Genomic DNA, 18051 nt, shown 5'->3' with positions numbered 1-18051 from the left:
CAATCATTTAACCACCGATAGTTTTGAATAGTTTAAAAGGCATTTCAACATTAATTTTCGTATTGTTTAGTACAGCGTTGTTTGCTCAGCGTTTTTCATTAGAAGGCATTGTAAAAGATAAAGATTCGTTGGTGTTGGAAGGCGCAACGGTGTACCTGCAAAGCGTTGCCGATAGCGTTCCGATGTCCTACGGCATTACCAATAAAAACGGTGAATTTTCATTACAAGTGAATGCAGAGGACGACAAGCAGGCTATTTTTAACATTGCCTATTTAGGGTATAAGCCTTTTAAAAAGGATGTTGCCGTTCCCGAGGGTAAATTATTAAATCTGGGCACCATTTTTTTGGAAGACCAAATGGAATCCTTGAATGCCGTTTCAATTGTTGGGAAAGCACCGCCCGTGGTGATTAAAAAGGACACCATTGAATATAATGCTGATAGTTTTAAAACCATGCCCAACGATATGGTGGAAGATTTACTGCGGAAAATTCCGGGTATTGAAATTGATGTTGATGGCGGTATTACCGTAAACGGCGTTGAGGTTGAGGCGATTAATGTGGATGGTATGGAGTTTTTTGGCGACCAAAAAGGGGAAGTAGCTTTAAAAAACATCCCCAGTAGCGCGGTGAGCAAAGTGCAGGTAACCGATTTTAAAACCGAAAACCAAAAATTTACGGGCGAGGAATCTGATTCGGGTACCAAAGAAATCAACCTGAAAATTAAAAAAGGTAGAAATAAGGCTTACTTCGGTGATGTTAATGTGGGCTACGGTACCGATGATCGGTATCAGGCCAATGCCAATCTGTTCCAAATCATAGAAGGGAAACAGCTTGGCGTTATTATGGGAAGCAACAACATTAATATGGGGCGTGGGTTTAATGCCTTGCCGGATGCCACATCGAGTAATGGATTGATTGAATCTGATTTTGTAGGTACTAATTTTTCAAAAGGAAAATGGGACGAAACCCAAATTAAGGCCGATTACCGATACAGTGCTCAAGACACTGAAAGGGGACAGAAAAGTTATGCCGAAAACTTTCTGCCAGACAGACATTATATTACCAACTCCAACAGTAGCAGCTTTAACAATTCTGAACGCCACGATGCTGGGGCCGAAGTGAAGTTTTTAACCGATCCCAAAAACAAAACTTCCAATAGGCAAGTAAGAATCTCCAATGAAATGGATTTTGATGCGAGGTACAACGATGCCTACTCAACCTCAGATCGTATTTCAGAGCTTACTAATGGTGATTTGGTGAGTCAATATTTTTCAACCAACGAATCTTCAAATTCAAATTATTCTTTTGACAATGAATTCCGTGTTGCTGCACGGCTTGGTGGCCGAAGAGACTTTTTGTTTATGGGCGTCAATACCTCTTTTGATAAAGAGGACGGCGAGAGTGCCAATTATTCCAGAAACGAACTGGCAAACAGAGGCAATGTGGTGGTGCAGGATCAAATTTCGAGCACTCGAAACAATTCTTCAAGAATTAATTTCTTTGGAAGGTTAAGCAAGGAAATTTTGGAAAATTTCAGAATTATGCCGGGCTACAGTGCCACGGTGAATACAGATATTAATAAAAAAAGTATTTATGATTACAATGAGGACACCGAAGAATACGATAATTTCAATACCCTAATAAGTACAGATAGCCGTTATATCTCTACTACGGTACGTCCGTCGTTACGTTTGCGTTATCAGTACAAAGATATCCGTTTTGAGCTGGAGGGGGCTTACACCAACACGTTCAGAAAATATGTTGACGACATTATTGAGGACAGAAATTTTAAAAATGATTTTAAATATTTAACCTATTCGGGTAGAATTCGCTACCGAGACGAAAACGGGTATAAAAATATTTCGTTGGATTATAGGCAGAATGTTGATTTGCCGTCAATTAGTCAGTTGCAACCCGTACCCAATGTGAGCAATATTACGCATATTGTTACAGGTAACCCCGATTTGGAACCAGGCGTTAGCCACAACTTCCGTTTTAGGTACCAAAACAATTTGGCCGCCAATAAACTTAGTTTTAATGGAAGTGCCAATGCCGATTTTGTAAACGATAAGATTATAAATTCAACCATTACTGATGAGGATTTAATCCGTTACACCACCTACGAAAATATTGATGGCGATTATAGATTATCTGGAAATTTAGGAGTGAACAAGTCGTTTTTAAACCAAAAGACAAATTACAATTTAGGCGTTCGGCTATCGGGAAATTATAATAATATCAGATCTATTCAGAATGGGGTGAAATTTACGGCAAAAACCAATACGTTAAGCCCGTCGGTTTCGTTGAGCTATTCCTACGATAAAAAAATAGAAATCAATACTTCGTACAGTTACAGCACTACCAGCACAGAATACAATACCGATGCATTTAACGATAACGACTATTTTGTTCAAAATGTGCGGTTCGAGTCTACGTTATTTTTCTTGAAAAATGTGTTTTTCAACAACAAACTGTCATATCGATATAACAGTAGAGTGGGCGACGATTTTGATGGCGATGCCGTGTTTTGGAATGCCGGTTTGGGCGTACAGATTTTCAAACAAAAAGGCACGCTTACTTTGGTGGGCTACGATATGTTGGGGATGAACAACGGGTTTAGCCGATCGGTAACAGAAACGGCCATTCGCGACGTGGAAAACCAAATTTTAGAACAGTACTTTATGCTAACCTTTGTGTATAAGTTTGGAAAGTTTGCAGGTCAGAATATGAGTGATGGTAGAGGAGGTAGAGGAAAAGTACGTATGGGAAAACCAAGAAGGTTATAGAAGCATGAGCTGCCAATGCCTACAATCTAAAAAACAATTTTTATGGTCAATATCATAAAATTGTTGAGCGTCGAGATTTTTATAAATGGCTTTGCAAAACCCTAGAGAGGGGAGGGCACGAAGTTATTTGGATTAAAATGACATTTCATTTCCAAAAAAATCCATGTCATGGAACAGTTTCCGTTTTCGCTGTTAATAGGAAAAAAAATAAAAAACTATGGGCAAATGGGTAACACAACTGTTTTCAATAATGCTTTTGCTGAACTTAACACGCTGTATTTTTCAAAGAAAATATTAAAAGGAAAAGAAGCGGATACTTGGGATTCAGCCATTTTAAAGCTAGAACAATTTAAATGGATAGAACCCATTTATAAAACTATGGATTCCAAAAGTTTGAAAACTTTAAGAAGAGTTGCTAAAGGAAAATGTTTTTACAAAATAATGGTGCCCAAACCCATTAGGTACAAAGGAGAATTGGTAAATGCACAAAATAGATTTGATTATGCTATTAAAACCCTAAAACTGTATTGTGAAAACAGATATAAAAGTTAACACATTATCTTAAATTTTAGTTGTATATTTGCACGCAATTATAATCGTAATTGCATCATGACTGCACATCAAAACAAAATAGTAGGAGAAGGTTTGACCTACGATGACGTCCTTTTGGTTCCCGCTTATTCCGAAGTACTTCCTAGAGAAGTGAGTATTAAATCCAAACTTACGCGTAACATTACCATCAATGTGCCCATTATTTCGGCAGCTATGGATACCGTTACCGAGAGTAAAATGGCCATTGCCATGGCGCAAGAAGGTGGTATTGGTGTGTTACACAAAAACATGACCATCGAGCAACAAGCGCTTAAGGTGCGTAAAGTAAAACGTGCAGAAAGTGGTATGATTATCGATCCAGTTACTTTACCTCTAACCGCCACAGTACGCGATGCTAAACACTCTATGGCCGAGCATAGTATTGGTGGAATTCCTATTGTGGATGAAAACGGAAAACTGAAAGGTATTGTTACCAATCGCGATTTACGTTTTGAGCACCAAAATAAAAAGCCGATCGCAGAAGTGATGACTGGTGAAAACTTAGTGACTGCTCCTATCGGGACATCGCTAAGGGATGCAGAGATTATTCTTCAGGAACATAAAATTGAAAAGCTACTTATTGTAGACGACAATTATAAATTATCGGGATTAATTACGTTTAGAGATATTACTAAAGTAAGTCAAAAGCCAAACGCCAACAAAGATGAATTCGGACGCCTGCGTGTGGCCGCGGCTTTGGGTGTTACGGCCGATGCTATTGAAAGGGCTGAAGCTTTGGTAAATGCAGGTGTTGATGCTGTGGTGATTGATACCGCTCACGGGCATACTCAAGGTGTAGTTAAAGTGTTAAAAGAAGTAAAAGCTAAATTCCCGGAATTAGATGTTATTGTAGGGAATATTGCTACTGCCGCTGCAGCCAAATATTTGGTTGAAGCCGGTGCCGATGCGGTAAAAGTAGGTATTGGTCCCGGATCCATCTGTACTACGCGTGTGGTTGCTGGTGTTGGTTTTCCTCAGTTTTCTGCGGTGTTGGAAGTTTCGGCAGCTATAAAAGGTTCGGGAGTTCCTGTAATTGCTGATGGTGGTATCCGTTATACGGGCGATATCCCCAAAGCCATTGCAGCAGGAGCCGATACGGTAATGTTGGGGTCGCTTTTGGCGGGAACCAAAGAATCGCCAGGTGAAACCATTATTTACGAAGGAAGAAAATTCAAGTCATATCGAGGTATGGGGTCTGTTGAAGCGATGAAAGAAGGTAGTAAAGACCGTTATTTCCAAGATGTAGAGGATGATATTAAAAAATTAGTACCCGAAGGTATTGTGGGCCGAGTGCCATACAAAGGTGAGTTGTTTGAAAGTATTCACCAGTTTATTGGCGGTTTACGTGCCGGAATGGGTTACTGTGGTGCCAAAGACATTGAAACTTTAAAGGAAACAGGGCAGTTTGTTAAAATCACGTCAAGTGGTATTAATGAAAGCCACCCACATGATGTTGCGATTACTAATGAGTCGCCTAATTATTCGAGATAGTCCTTATATTTTAAATACATTAAAAAGCCTTTCATTTTACGATGAAAGGCTTTTTTTGTTCTCACCATGTGATCCATCCTGCGGAGTGCGATTACAATTTAGGCTTTAGATTAGCTGTCGAGTCAGAGTTTCGAAAAGCCAACTGCAGATTCAAAAGGTCTATAGTACCCAGGGTAGAAATACCGTTTTGGTATGGTTAAGAAAATATGATGGCTTAGAATGGAATGAACCAAAGACTACAATTTAGGATAATTTTATAAACAACAAAAAACCCGTGAAACTAGCTTCACAGGTTTTTTTATGCCATTTATAAGCCGTCAACCTATTTTAGGACGACTCAAATTCTGAATAAGATTCTATTTTCTGAAAATAGTTTGCTTTCTGTCTGGTCCCACCGAAACGATAGTGATTGGTGTTTCCAATTCTTTTTCTAAAAAAGCAATGTAATCGTTAAGTGCTTTTGGTAATTCTGAAGCTTCAGACATGCCCGTTAAATCTTCTGCCCAACCGCTAAACTCCGTGTAAACGGGTTCTACATTTTCTGGCTCAATATTGTATGGTAAATGTGAAATGGTTTCACCTTTATATTTGTATTCGGTGCAAACTTTTAAAGTTTCAAAACCAGAAAGCACATCGGCCTTCATCATCATGAGTTGGGTAACGCCATTAACTTGGCAAGCATACTTTAAAGCCACCAAATCTAACCATCCGCAACGGCGTGGACGACCTGTAGTGGCGCCAAATTCATGGCCAACTTTAGCCATGGTAGCACCGTCTTTATCGAACAATTCGGTTGGGAATGGGCCAGAACCCACCCGGGTAGTATAGGCTTTAAAAATACCGAATACTTCTTTTATTTGGTTTGGAGCAACGCCCAACCCAGTACAAGCACCGGCAGCAGTCGTGTTACTTGAGGTTACAAACGGATAAGTACCAAAGTCTATATCCAACAAAGAACCTTGAGCGCCTTCGGCCAAAATGGTTTTGTTCGATTTTTGTGCTTTATAGATGTATTCTTCCGAATCAATAAAAGTCAAAGATTTCAACGTTTCAATAGCCTTGAAGAATTCGGTTTCCAATTCCTTTAAGTCGTATTCAATATCTACATTGTAAAAGGCAATCATTTTTTCGTGCTTGTCGGCCAAATTTCTGTAGCGCTCTTTCCAATCGCTAAGCTCCAAATCACCCACACGAATACCGTTTCTTCCGGTTTTGTCCATATAAGTTGGACCAATACCTTTAAGTGTCGATCCAATTTTTGCTTTGCCTTTTGAGGCTTCGCTGGCAGCATCCAACAAACGGTGTGTTGGCAAAATAATGTGTGCTTTGCGCGAAATGAGCAACGATTTTCTGTAATCTACATTTTGCTCTTCCAGTTTGTCGAGTTCGCCTTTAAAGATTACGGGGTCTATTACTACACCGTTGCCTACTAGATTGGTAGCATTGTCGTGAAAAATTCCAGACGGTATGGTGTGCAATACATGTTTTTTTCCGTTGAAAACCAAAGTGTGCCCAGCATTTGGGCCGCCTTGAAAACGGGCTATTATATTGTAGTTTGATGTTAGTACGTCAACAATTTTTCCTTTGCCTTCGTCTCCCCATTGTAGTCCTAGTAGTAAATCTACTGCCATTGTAAAAAGATAGTTATTTGTTTGTTGATTTTCTGTTTCCGTAGAAATAGAGTGAATGGTTGTTGATCTTGATGTCGAAAACTTCTTCGATAGTTTTTTTTATGGATTGAATTCTTGGGTCGCAAAACTCGATAACCTCGCCAGTGTCGGTAAGAATTACGTGGTCGTGCTGCCTATCGAAATACGATTTTTCGTAGTGAGCTTGGTTTTGGCCAAACTGATGCTTTCTTACCAATCCACATTCCAAGAGCAATTCAATAGTGTTGTAAAGTGTAGCACGCGATACCCTGTACTTCTTATTTTTCATGTTGAGGTACAGTGATTCTATGTCGAAATGTTCGTTGTTGTTGTAAATTTCTTGAAGTATGGCGTAGCGTTCGGGCGTCTTGCGGTGTCCGTTAGCTTCTAGAAACGTTGTAAAAACGTTTTTTACAATCTCTTGGTTTTTGTTTTCGGGTTTAGCATCCATAATTTTCGTGGCAAATTTACACTTTTTTTACACTCTAGTAACCTTATCTATACCATTAATTTTTTTAAGTTTTTCCAAAAGTTTTCTAATAATGGTATTGTTTTTAACAACAACGTTGATTTTTCCGGAAAACAAACCGTCGTGGCTTTCAAAGCTAATGCTTTTCATGTTAACGTGCATGTTTTCAGAAACGACCTTGGTAATGTCGTTAACAAGGCCGATGTGGTCGATACCGGCAAGGACGATTTTTACCAAAAATTCCTGTTGGGTAGAATCGATCCATTTGGCTTGCATGATACGGTAAGCATAATTGGATTGTAAACTCACGGCATTAGGACAATTTTTTTTGTGAACTTTTATGCCTTCATTTACCGTTAGAAACCCAAAAACCGGGTCACCAGGAATGGGATTGCAGCAATTGGCCAATTTGTAGTCCAGTTTTTCTTCTTCTCTGCCGAAAACGAGTGAATCGTATTTTAAGGTGATTTCCTCTTTTTCCAACTCCTCTTTTTTAATCGGCGTTTTTTTGGAAATTCGGTTTTTAATGAAACTCATAAAAGCATTGCTTCTCGATGAAGCATAGCTTTTAAGCATGTAGTTGTCTATGGTGCCCACGCCAACACGATAGAATAAATCGAGACTGGTTTTTAGTTTGAAGAACCGCACCATGTCATTGACGGATTCTTCGTCTAAAGTGATTTTTAACTGTTTTAGTTTTCGGCGTAAGAGTTCTTTGCCGTCTTCTCCAATTAGTTTTTTGTTTTCGCGTAACGCCGATTTTATCTTGCTTCGCGACCGAGCCGTAGTTGCATAATCTAACCAGTTGGGGTTGGGTTTGGCGTTATCTGCAGTTAAAATTTCCACTTGGTCACCGCTTTTTAGCTCATGGCTAAGCGGGACCAATTTGCTGTTTACTTTTGCTCCACGGGTTTTCATACCGATTTCGGTATGGATGTGGAATGCAAAATCAAGCGCTGTAGCACCTTTGGGTAAGGATTTTAAATCGCCGGCTGGGGTGAAGACGAAAATCTCTTTTGAATATAAATTGAGTTTGAACTGTTCTACAAAATCTACGGCGTTGGTTTCAGGGTTTTCTAAGGCCTCCTGTAATCTGTTGATCCAACTTTCTAGATTATCCTCTTTTTCGTTACCTTGTTTGTATTTGTAATGGGCAGCATAGCCTTTTTCGGCGATTTCGTTCATGCGTTCGCTTCGAATCTGCACTTCTACCCATCGGCCTTTGGGTCCCATAACGGTAATGTGTAGGGCTTCGTAACCTGTTGACTTTGGTGAGGATATCCAATCGCGCAAACGGATGGGGTTGGGCCTAAAATGATCGGTAACAATCGAATAGATTTTCCAAGCCAAAAACTTTTCGTTTTGTGGGTCGGCATCACATTTGTAGATGATTCTAATGGCAAACTTATCGTAAACTTCATCGAACGATACGCCTTGGTTTATCATTTTCCTTCTGATGGAAAAGATGGATTTTGGACGCCCTTTAATAGTATAGCTAAGGTTTTCCCTGTCGAGGGAATTTTTTATTACTGCACTAAACTTTTCAATATAGGCATCTTGTTCGGTCTTACTTTCCTTTATTTTACTTAGGATGTCGTTGTACACCTCGGGCTCGGTGTATTTTAGCCCCAAATCCTCGAGTTCGGTTTTAATGTTGTACAGGCCTATTCTGTGTGCCAACGGTGCGTAAATATAAAGTGTTTCCGAAGCAATTTTTTCCTGCTTATCGGTTCGCATCGAGTCCATAGTTTGCATGTTGTGCAAACGGTCGGCAATTTTAATGATGATCACCCTAACATCATCATTAAGCGTGAGCAACATTTTTCGGAAATTTTCGGCCTGTAAGGACACGTCCATGTCCTTTTCTTTACTCAACGACGATATTTTGGTGAGCCCATCAACTATAGTAGCGATGGTTTGCCCGAACAGTTTTTTTATGTCTTCAATGGTGTAATCGGGGCTGTCTTCAACCACATCGTGCAACAGGGCAGCAGCGATAGAGGTGCCGTCTAGCCCAATTTCCTGAGCTACAATTTTGGCTACTGCCAACGGGTGAAATATATAGGCTTCGCCTGATTTTCGGCGTTGGTCTTTATGGCCGTCCATAGCTACTTCAAAGGCTTTTCTAATTAGCTTTTTGTCGTCATCGGTCAATGTGGTGTAGCTAACTTTTAAAAGCTCTTTGTACGCTTTGGTAATCGCGGCATTTTCTTTTTCAATGTCAATATTCGTCATCATAAATTAAAAATAACATAAAGATAATTAACAGGCAACAGGCGTTCTTGTTTTTATTGCTATTTATAGTTGGTTTAAAAATTTAACAAGTTGTTCTACGGCTTTTCCGCGGTGGCCAATTCTGTTTTTGAGTTTTAAATCCATTTCCGCAAAGGTTTGTTCGTGGCCTTCGGGTTTAAAAATGGGGTCGTACCCAAAACCTTTTTCGCCGTGTTTCTTTTCCGTTATTTCTCCTTTGCAAATGCCTGTAAATGTGTGCAGCTTTCCGTTTAAGTGTAGGGCGATAACGGTTTTGAATTGTGCGTTTCTGTTTTTTGTTGTTGTTAGTTCAGAAAGGAGTTTTTGCATGTTGTCTTCCGCATTTTTTTGCTCACCGGCATATCTGGCAGAGTAAACTCCGGGTGCCCCGTTCAGGGCTTCAACCTCCAAGCCCGTATCGTCTGCAAAGCAATCGTAACCATATTGTGTTTTTATATATTCGGCTTTTTGTATCGCGTTGCCTTCAATGGTGTTTTGGGTTTCTGGGACGTCTTCGTGGCAATCAATATCTTTTAAGCTCAATAAAGTAATGTGGCTGGGCATTAATGCTTGCACCTCTTTGACTTTATTTTGGTTTCCGGTGGCAAATACAATTTTCATATTTTATATGGTTTTGGGCATCAAAAGTAAGGTTTAAAAGTGATTTTTTACAAGTCTTTAAACTGTATTCTTTTCGGATAATTTTATGATTTTGGTCAGCCTTAGTTGAATAAAAAACTCGTATCTTTCACATGAAATCAATTAACAAAAACCAAATAGTTATGGTAGTAAATATTCAGTATGTAGGTGTAGATGTAAGTGAAACCCTTTCGGCTTTTACTAAAGAAAAGTTAGAAAAACTGTTTAATAGATATGAATTTTTAATTGGTGCTACGGTGCATTTTAAAAAGGATGAAAACCACCACGATGCCGGTAAAATTTGTAATATGGAGCTGAGTTTGCCCGGCCCAAGGATATTTGCCACTTCCGAAGAGCACAATTTTGAAGTCGCCGTTCGTGAAACCATTAGCGACTTAGAGCGGCAGCTAAAAAAGCGCAAAGAGGTTTACAAAACGTATTAGCGGTGGTGGTAGGGTTCGTTTCTTAAAATGGTGAACCCGCGATACAGCTGCTCGATAAAAAATAAACGAATCATTTGATGGGAAAATGTCATTTTAGACAATGATATTTTCCCATTTGCTTTTTGGTAAACGTCATCTGAAAAACCATACGGACCGCCAATAACAAAAACCAATTGTTTTATGCCAGAGTTCATGTGTTTTTGTAAATAGGTTGAAAACCCCACCGAGGTAAACTGTTTACCGTTTTCATCTAAAAGTATTAGCGCATCGGTTGGTTTGGTCTTGCTTAATATCAGTTCGCCTTCTTTTTGTTTTTGAAGGGATTCGCTAAGGTTTTTGGCGTTTTTTATATCTGGAATGATTTCCAAATTAAACTTAACGTAAAAGCCCAATCTTTTTTTGTATTCCTCTATAAGTAAGTTAAGTGGCTTGCTGTCCGTTTTGCCAATGGCTAAAAGTTTAATGGTCATAAAAACAATATTAGTGCTATCTGTTTATGAAAAACGCATCTAAATAACGGAAAAAATACAGATTTGATAAAATTTAAGTTTAATTAAGTGAATCAATTTCTTATTTTTGCTCAAAAACTAATCAACAAATAATGATTACACAAGAACAGTTTGATAGCGAAGTTAAAGGTATAATAGCCAATGCCATCAGGGAAGATGTTGGTGATGGCGACCACAGTTCACTGGCCTGTATACCTGAAAATGCCAGAGGAAAAGCAAAAATTTTAGTGAAGGATAAAGGGGTGATTGGCGGTGTTAATTTTGCAAAAAAAGTGTTTGCCTATGTTGATAAGAACTTGAAGCTCGATGTTCGAATTGAGGATGGCACTGAAGTAACTTACGGCGATGTGGTCATGTACATTGAAGGGGCGTCTCAGTCTATTTTAAAAGCAGAGCGTACCGTGTTGAACGCTATGCAGCGCATGAGTGCCATTGCCACCAAAACCAGAATGTTTGTAAACTTGGTTGAAGGCACCAAAACCAAAATTCTAGATACCCGAAAAACCACTCCCGGTATTCGTGTATTGGAAAAATGGGCGGTTAAAATAGGTGGTGGTGAAAACCACAGGTTCGCGTTGTACGACATGATTATGCTAAAGGATAACCATATAGATTTTGCCGGCGGAATTACAAAAGCTATTGAAATGACCAAGCAATATTTGGATGAAACGGGCAAGAAGTTATTGATTATGGTTGAAGCGCGAAATCTTTCTGAGGTTGAAGAAATCCTGCAGAACGACGGCGTTTACAGAATTCTTTTGGATAATTTTGATTATGAAGACACCCGAAAAGCGGTAAAATTAATTGGTGATAAATGCCTAACAGAGTCTTCTGGAAATATTAACGAAGCCACCATTCGCCACTACGCAGAATGTGGAGTTAATTTTATTTCTTGCGGTGCTTTAACCCACTCGGTACACAACATGGATTTAAGTTTAAAGGCTGTAAAGTAGGTTGCTTTAAGGAAACGGTAATCCAAAAATTGCTTTACAAAGCTTTATAAAGCAAGGTTAATTTTAATAACTTTGCTTATACTGGTAAAAGCAAATAATTAATGGCAAAAGCCCTGGAAGAAAAACTCGATAAAATTCCTGTAGTTAATGTTGTGGTGCGGTTTTTTAAGCAATTGAAACTGCCCGGTCTTGAAGGTTTGTCGTTTTACGATTTGTTGGAACTCTATTTAACGGGCATTGTTCGTGGAGCTCTAACCACAAGGGCGAGTGCCATTGCATTTAGTTTTTTTACGGCCATTTTTCCTTTTTTGTTGTTCGTCCTTATTATCATTCCGTATGTGCCCATCGACGATTTTAAAATTGAATTTTTAAGATTTCTAGAGTCATTTTTACCTCCAACGACCTCTGATTTTTTCTTCGAGAATATTTTTGAAAATATAGACCAATCGCAACGCGGTGGGTTGTTATCTTCGGTATTTGTGCTATCGTTGCTTTTGATGGCAAACGGGGTTAATGCGGTGTTTTCGGGTTTTGAAAATTCATATCATGAACAGCTTTCCCGTAATGTGGTAAGACAGTATTTGTTTGCTTTAGGTATTGCGCTCATTTTGGCTTTTTTGCTTATTGTAGCCATTGCCGTTTTGGGGTATATTCAAATTTATGTGGTTCAGGGGCTGCTGCAAGCACTCGAAAACCGAGGTTACCAAGTGGAGTCGAGCGGCGTGTTTTGGACTAGTGTGGTAAAATACTTGTTTTTCGTTCTCATGGTTTATTTGGCAACGGCCACATTATATTATTTTGGAACGCGTGAAGGGCGTCAATCGCGGTTCTTTTCGGTCGGGGCTATTTTTACGACATTGTTAATCATGTTAACCTCGTTTTTGTTCGGACTTTACATTGAAAATTTCAGTCAATACAACAAACTATATGGCTCCATTGGCGCACTATTGATACTGCTATTTTACCTCTGGCTCAATGCAAATATTTTACTTTTGGGCTACGAGCTTAATGCTTCCATTCAGTTTTTGAAAAAATATCCAAAAAGAGAAGAAGACCAATGACTCTAAAAATTTCCGATTAATTTATGCCACATTTTATAGATGTCATTATACCCGTTCCTCTTCAAAAGCTATTCACGTATAGCGTTACTGAGGCCGAATCCCAGTTTTTAAAGCCAGGTATGCGCGTTGCCGTGCCCTTCGGAAAATCAAAAATATATACGGGTATTGTGTTTAAAGTGCATAATAACGAACCAACAGCGTATGAAGCCAAAGATATTCAGCAGATTTTAGACGAAGCACCTATTGTTAACCCGCCGCAGTTGAAGTTGTGGGAATGGATAGCCAGTTACTACATGTGTACTTTGGGCGATGTGATGCGGGCTGCACTGCCCAATGCCTTTATTTTGGAAAGTGAAACCGTGGTGACCAAAAGCAAGTTGAAAACCATCGATGAATCCAATTTAAAGGATGATGAGTTTTTGGTTTATGAAGCACTTCAGCATCAATCGTCGTTGAAAATTCATGATATTTCGAACATTCTTGATAAGAAAAATGTACTACCCGTTATAAAACGGCTCATTGAAAAGAATGCCGTTTCGGTTGAAGAGGAGGTTTATGAAAAGTACAGGCCCAAATTGGTGCGTTTTGTAAAGCTGCACAATAATTATGCTTCAGAAAGTGCGCTGCAAAACCTGTTGGAAGAATTAAGCCGAGCGCCCAAACAAAGTGAGGTGGTGCTCACCTTGTTTTCTATTTCGGCCAAAACCAAAAAGCCAGTAAAAGTTTCTGATTTAAGCGAACAGAGCGGCGGGTCTTCAGCGATTATAAAAACGCTAATTGATAAAGGAATTCTTGAAGAATACCATATTCAAATGGATAGGGTGCAATTTGAAGGTGAAGAGGCCGAGGCTTCTAAGAAGCTTAATGAGTATCAAGAAACGGCATTGACCGAAATAAAATCCGCTTTCCAAAATCAACAAGTTACGTTGTTGCACGGGGTCACCTCTTCAGGGAAGACCGAAATTTATGTGAAGTTGATCGAAGCGGTCATCGCCAAAGGAAGGCAGGTATTGTATTTGCTTCCCGAAATAGCCTTGACAGCCCAGTTGATTAACAGGCTTCAGGATTATTTTGGAGAAAAAGTATCGGTGTTCCATAGCAAATATTCATCGCACGAGCGGGTTGAGGTTTGGAACAATGTTTTGCAAAATTCTGCGAAAGCGCAAATTATTCTTGGGGCACGTTCGTCCATATTTTTGCCATTCAGTGATTTGGGGTTGATTGTGGTCGATGAAGAGCACGAGCAATCGTTCAAGCAGTTTGATCCCGCGCCGCGTTACCAAGCACGCGATACCGCTGTGGTGCTGGGCTATATGCACAAGGCAAATGTGCTTATGGGGTCTGCCACACCAAGTTTAGAGAGTTACTTTAACGCTAAGCAGAACAAATATGGTTTTGTGGAGCTGAAGTACAGACACAACGATGTGCTGATGCCAGATATAGAATTGGTGGATATTAAAGAAAAGCGGAAAAAGAAACGGATGAAAGGGCATTTCAGTGACCGATTGATGGAAGAAATGACCGAAACATTGGAGGCTGGGCAACAGGTTATTCTGTTTCAAAATCGTAGAGGGTTTTCGCCTATTGTAGAGTGTAACACTTGTGGGCATTCGCCTCAGTGTCCCAATTGTGATGTAAGTTTAACCTACCACCAATACCGAAGCCAGCTGCGTTGCCATTATTGTGGTTATGTTATGGCTATGATTAAAGGCTGTACAGCTTGCGGAAGCCCAGAGTTGGACAGTAAAGGTTTTGGTACCGAACAGATAGAGGAAGAGGTGAAAGTGCTGTTTCCAAACCATAAGGTGGCGCGAATGGATTTAGATACCACGCGCGGAAAGTATGGCTATGAAAAAATCATTACGGCTTTAGAGCAGCAGGAAATCGATATTTTGGTTGGGACCCAAATGCTAACCAAAGGGTTGGATTTTAGGAACGTGCGATTAGTGGGTATTATGAACGCTGATAACATGCTGAACTTCCCCGATTTTAGAGCACACGAGCGGAGTTTCCAATTGATGCTTCAGGTGTCGGGTAGGGCGGGACGCACGCAAGAGCGCGGTAAGGTGTTGATTCAAACCTACAATCCGCACCATAATATTTTGCAGCAGGTATCCACGAATAATTATATCGATATGTTCAACGAGCAAATGAACGACCGTTATAATTTTAAGTACCCACCAGTTTACAAACAAATAAAAATTACGCTAAAACATAAAGATTACAACAGGGTAGAAACGGCTTCCATTTGGTATGCCAAATCGTTGAGACAGTTGTTTGGCGACCATGTTTTGGGGCCCGAGTCGCCGCCCATTGCCAGAATTCGAAATCAGTTCCATAAAAATATTTTGGTAAAGATTCCTAAAAAACAATCGTTATCAAAAACAAAAGAAGCCATTATTAAGGTTAATAATAGCTTCCAGAGTATAAAAGATTTTCGGTCGGTTAGGGTTATTCTAAATGTCGATAACTTCTAATGAAATAGAAATTTGAAAACAAATTTCGTGATTGAATTAGTCCACACGTAAGTCGGAATCTCATTCTTGTCTTTGTTGTAATATTATATGGAAGCTGAAAACACACAGTTAGCTATTGGGGTAGCCTACAGAGGTTACGCTTCTAAATATTATTCAACGCGTCAACCAATTGGGTTTTCTTGTTTCGGCTTAAAGGAATTTCGTAAGCACCCACTTCAACATTTTTACTATTAAATCGGTCAATTTTATCCAAGTTGACGATATAGGATTTGTGAATTCTTAAAAATTTACCTTCTGGCAATTCGGCCTCAAAAGCTTTCATGGTAGATAAAACCACTAGGCTGTTTTCTTCGGTAACCAATTTTACGTAATCACCTAGGGCTTCAATCCATTTAATATCTTTAATGTAAACTTTACGTTTTTTTAGATTACTTTTGACAAAAATATGTTCGCCATCTTCTTCGTTAAAGTCTTGGGTCAATCTATGTTGTTCCAAAGCTTTTTCAACAGAAGTATTAAAACGTTCTCTGGTGATGGGTTTGTGTAAATAATCGGTGGCATCGTAATTAAACGCTTTAAAGGCGTATTCGGTTTTGCCGGTTACAAAAATAATTTGGGGCTTGTTGTTTAAAACGTCCAAAAGTTCAAATCCATTAAGCACTGGCATTTCAATGTCTAAGAAGATAAGATCGACTTGGTGCGTGTTTAAACCATTTTTTGTTTCTAGGGCACTACTGTACTCTGCTATAAGGTTAAGTGAAGGATGATTTTCTACCAACTTAACGATGGAGAGACGTTGTATTGCTGAATCGTCTACTACTACACAGTTTAAAGTCATAACATTTTATATTATTTCGGTTAAGATATCGACAATAGTACGAATAATTCGGTTAAAAACCAAAAAACATCGTTAAAATACATGTTTTAATTTTTTTTTAACACTATTTTAGGGGGAGATTTGTGTGTGCAAAATAGAATAACTTATAGTTGTGTAATATATAGAATTTAATTATTTTTGCAGCCAATTTTTAACAATAAAAACGATTTTTATGAATCATTATGAAACTGTTTTCATCTTGAATCCCGTTTTATCTGAAGAGCAGATAAAGGAAACAGTAAAGAAATACGAAGATTTTCTTGTTTCTAACGGTGCAAAGATGGTATCAAAAGAAGATTGGGGGCTAAAAAAATTAGCTTACCCAATCCAGAACAAAAAGAGTGGTTTTTACCATTTATTTGAGTACACCGTAGATGGTGAAGTAATTAATGCGTTAGAGCTAGAGTTTAGACGTGATGAGCGTTTTATGCGTTACCTAACTGTAAAGTTAGATAAGCACGCTGTAGCTTGGGCAGAAAGAAGAAGAGAAAAACTTAAAGTAAAAGCTTAATTATGTCATCAATAGAACAACAATCAAAAGGTAAAAAAGACGGAGAAATCAGATATTTAACTCCGCTTAACATTGAAACTAATAAGCAAAAAAAATACTGTCGTTTCAAAAAATCTGGAATCAAGTACATTGATTACAAAGATCCAGATTTCTTATTGAAGTTTGTAAACGAGCAAGGTAAAATTTTACCACGTCGTTTAACAGGAACCTCATTAAAGTACCAAAGAAAAGTATCTGTGGCCGTGAAAAGAGCACGTCACTTAGCTTTAATGCCGTACGTAGCAGATTTATTAAAATAAAATACTCATAACGATGGAACTTATATTAAAACAAGACGTTGAAAATTTAGGATTTAAAGACGATGTTGTAACAGTTAAGAACGGTTATGGTAGAAACTTTTTAATTCCTCAAGGGCAAGCTATTTTAGCTACGCCATCTGCTAAAAAAGTATTGGCAGAAAACTTGAAGCAAAGAGCTTTTAAAGAAAAGAAAGTAATAGAGGAAGCAAACAAAACTGCTGAAGCTATTAAAGGATTGGATGTTAAAATTACTGCAAAAGCAACTGAAGGTGCTAGTGCCGGTGATAAATTATTCGGTTCTGTAACTAAGGCCGATTTAGTTGAGGCTTTTGAAAAAGCTGGACATTCAGTTGACAAAAAATTTGTTACAATTACAGGAGGAAACATTAAGCGTTTAGGGCAGTACACTGCTGTAGTGCGTTTACACAGAGAAGTAGTTTTCGATTTTCCTTTTGAGGTTATAGCGCAAGCTTAATCCATTTTGAAATAAAATAAGGAGCCTCAACATCGTTGGGGCTTTTTTTATGACATATTAAAAATGAAATACAGAAGACTTACAAAAGAACAATTTGAAGAACTGCACCAAGAGTTCATCAATTTTTTGGCCACACAGTCCATTACCAACGACGAGTGGACCAACCTTAAAGCCAACAAACCCGAACTGGCCGAAACCGAATTGGATGTGTTTAGCGACTTAATTTGGGAAGGTGTTTTGAACCAAGCCGAATATTTAGAGCATTTTGCCCCACAGCATATGTATTTGTTCCGTTTAGGTGAAGATAAAATGCACGCTATTGTGGTAAACGTTACAAAAGATGGCGTCGATATCACCACACAAGAAGGCTATGACTGGCTACGCGAAAATCTTTTGGATGAAAGCGTAGAGTTTTTACAAGCCGATAAAGAGTACACCGACGATAAAAACGCCGATAAATTCAAAATGATTGAGCAGGGCGCAGTAATTACCAAAGGCGAACTGTACCATTATTTTAATAAGTTGATAAACTAGGAATTTAACCCTTCCGGATTTCGGTTTTTTGAAA

The 18051-nt window shown here is 38.8% G+C and carries 17 protein-coding genes; 11 read left to right on the top strand and 6 right to left on the bottom strand.

Annotated elements, in window-relative coordinates:
* Positions 1-23: 23 nt before the first annotated feature.
* From HC176_RS09515 to guaB, 3 genes are all read left to right on the top strand, one after another.
* Positions 24-2786, top strand: coding sequence for an outer membrane beta-barrel protein (locus HC176_RS09515; RefSeq protein WP_167917955.1), 2763 nt, complete (start codon positions 24-26; stop codon positions 2784-2786).
* A 225-nt stretch (positions 2787-3011) separates the two neighbouring features.
* Positions 3012-3338, top strand: a complete 327-nt coding sequence (locus HC176_RS09510; protein ID WP_167917954.1) for a hypothetical protein — start codon at positions 3012-3014, stop codon at positions 3336-3338.
* Between the two features lie 57 nt (positions 3339-3395).
* Entirely contained in the window at positions 3396-4868 is a 1473-nt protein-coding gene (gene guaB / locus HC176_RS09505; protein ID WP_167917952.1) for an IMP dehydrogenase, read from the top strand.
* Between the two features lie 356 nt (positions 4869-5224).
* Here guaB and HC176_RS09500 read toward each other — a convergent pair whose 3' ends face one another.
* The 4 genes from HC176_RS09500 to HC176_RS09485 form a co-directional block, all read right to left on the bottom strand.
* A complete protein-coding gene (locus tag HC176_RS09500) occupies positions 5225-6499 on the bottom strand; it encodes an adenylosuccinate synthase (protein WP_167917951.1) in 1275 nt (424 codons plus the stop codon).
* Between the two features lie 13 nt (positions 6500-6512).
* Positions 6513-6968: a Fur family transcriptional regulator gene (locus HC176_RS09495; RefSeq protein WP_167917950.1), complete on the bottom strand. Its 456-nt coding sequence runs from the start codon at positions 6966-6968 to the stop codon at positions 6513-6515.
* 27 nt (positions 6969-6995) lie between these two features.
* The gene (locus HC176_RS09490; protein ID WP_167918013.1) at positions 6996-9221 is read right to left on the bottom strand and encodes a RelA/SpoT family protein; all 2226 of its coding nucleotides are present in this window, start codon (positions 9219-9221) and stop codon (positions 6996-6998) included.
* Positions 9222-9284: 63 nt separating this feature from the next.
* Positions 9285-9860 (bottom strand): non-canonical purine NTP diphosphatase, encoded by a 576-nt coding sequence (locus HC176_RS09485; protein ID WP_167917948.1) that lies wholly within the window; start codon positions 9858-9860, stop codon positions 9285-9287.
* A 131-nt stretch (positions 9861-9991) separates the two neighbouring features.
* Here HC176_RS09485 and hpf point away from each other — a divergent pair, with 131 nt between their 5' ends.
* A complete protein-coding gene (hpf, locus tag HC176_RS09480; protein WP_425338198.1) occupies positions 9992-10321 on the top strand; it encodes a ribosome hibernation-promoting factor, HPF/YfiA family in 330 nt (109 codons plus the stop codon).
* Here the strand turns inward: hpf and rlmH are convergent.
* Positions 10318-10791 carry a 23S rRNA (pseudouridine(1915)-N(3))-methyltransferase RlmH gene (rlmH, locus tag HC176_RS09475; protein WP_167917947.1) on the bottom strand — a complete coding sequence of 158 codons (474 nt, stop codon included), beginning with the start codon at positions 10789-10791 and terminating at the stop codon, positions 10318-10320. The two genes, hpf and rlmH, sit on opposite strands and share 4 nt — an antisense overlap.
* A 131-nt stretch (positions 10792-10922) precedes the next feature.
* Between rlmH and nadC the strand changes: the two genes are divergently transcribed.
* The 3 genes from nadC (at position 10923) to priA (ending at position 15321) form a co-directional block, all read left to right on the top strand.
* Positions 10923-11783, top strand: a complete 861-nt coding sequence (nadC, locus tag HC176_RS09470) for a carboxylating nicotinate-nucleotide diphosphorylase (protein WP_167917946.1) — start codon at positions 10923-10925, stop codon at positions 11781-11783.
* Positions 11784-11884: 101 nt separating this feature from the next.
* Positions 11885-12844 (top strand): YihY/virulence factor BrkB family protein, encoded by a 960-nt coding sequence (locus tag HC176_RS09465; protein WP_167917945.1) that lies wholly within the window; start codon positions 11885-11887, stop codon positions 12842-12844.
* Between the two features lie 23 nt (positions 12845-12867).
* A complete protein-coding gene (gene priA / locus HC176_RS09460; RefSeq protein ID WP_167917944.1) occupies positions 12868-15321 on the top strand; it encodes a replication restart helicase PriA in 2454 nt (817 codons plus the stop codon).
* A 142-nt stretch (positions 15322-15463) separates the two neighbouring features.
* Here priA and HC176_RS09455 read toward each other — a convergent pair whose 3' ends face one another.
* Positions 15464-16159, bottom strand: a complete 696-nt coding sequence (locus HC176_RS09455; protein WP_167917943.1) for a LytR/AlgR family response regulator transcription factor — start codon at positions 16157-16159, stop codon at positions 15464-15466.
* A gap of 211 nt (positions 16160-16370) precedes the next feature.
* Here HC176_RS09455 and rpsF point away from each other — a divergent pair, with 211 nt between their 5' ends.
* The 4 genes from rpsF to HC176_RS09435 all read left to right on the top strand — a co-directional run bounded on the left by rpsF (position 16371) and on the right by HC176_RS09435 (position 18017).
* Positions 16371-16709, top strand: a complete 339-nt coding sequence (gene rpsF, locus HC176_RS09450; RefSeq protein ID WP_167917942.1) for a 30S ribosomal protein S6 — start codon at positions 16371-16373, stop codon at positions 16707-16709.
* Positions 16710-16711: 2 nt separating this feature from the next.
* A complete protein-coding gene (rpsR, locus tag HC176_RS09445; protein ID WP_019388303.1) occupies positions 16712-17008 on the top strand; it encodes a 30S ribosomal protein S18 in 297 nt (98 codons plus the stop codon).
* 13 nt (positions 17009-17021) lie between these two features.
* Positions 17022-17483, top strand: a complete 462-nt coding sequence (rplI, locus tag HC176_RS09440) for a 50S ribosomal protein L9 (protein ID WP_167917941.1) — start codon at positions 17022-17024, stop codon at positions 17481-17483.
* Between the two features lie 63 nt (positions 17484-17546).
* Positions 17547-18017: a DUF6495 family protein gene (locus HC176_RS09435; RefSeq protein ID WP_167917940.1), complete on the top strand. Its 471-nt coding sequence runs from the start codon at positions 17547-17549 to the stop codon at positions 18015-18017.
* Positions 18018-18051: the final 34 nt, after the last annotated feature.

The sequence above is a fragment of the Tamlana crocina genome (assembly GCF_012037625.1).
This window is presented reverse-complemented; position numbering and strand designations above follow the sequence as displayed.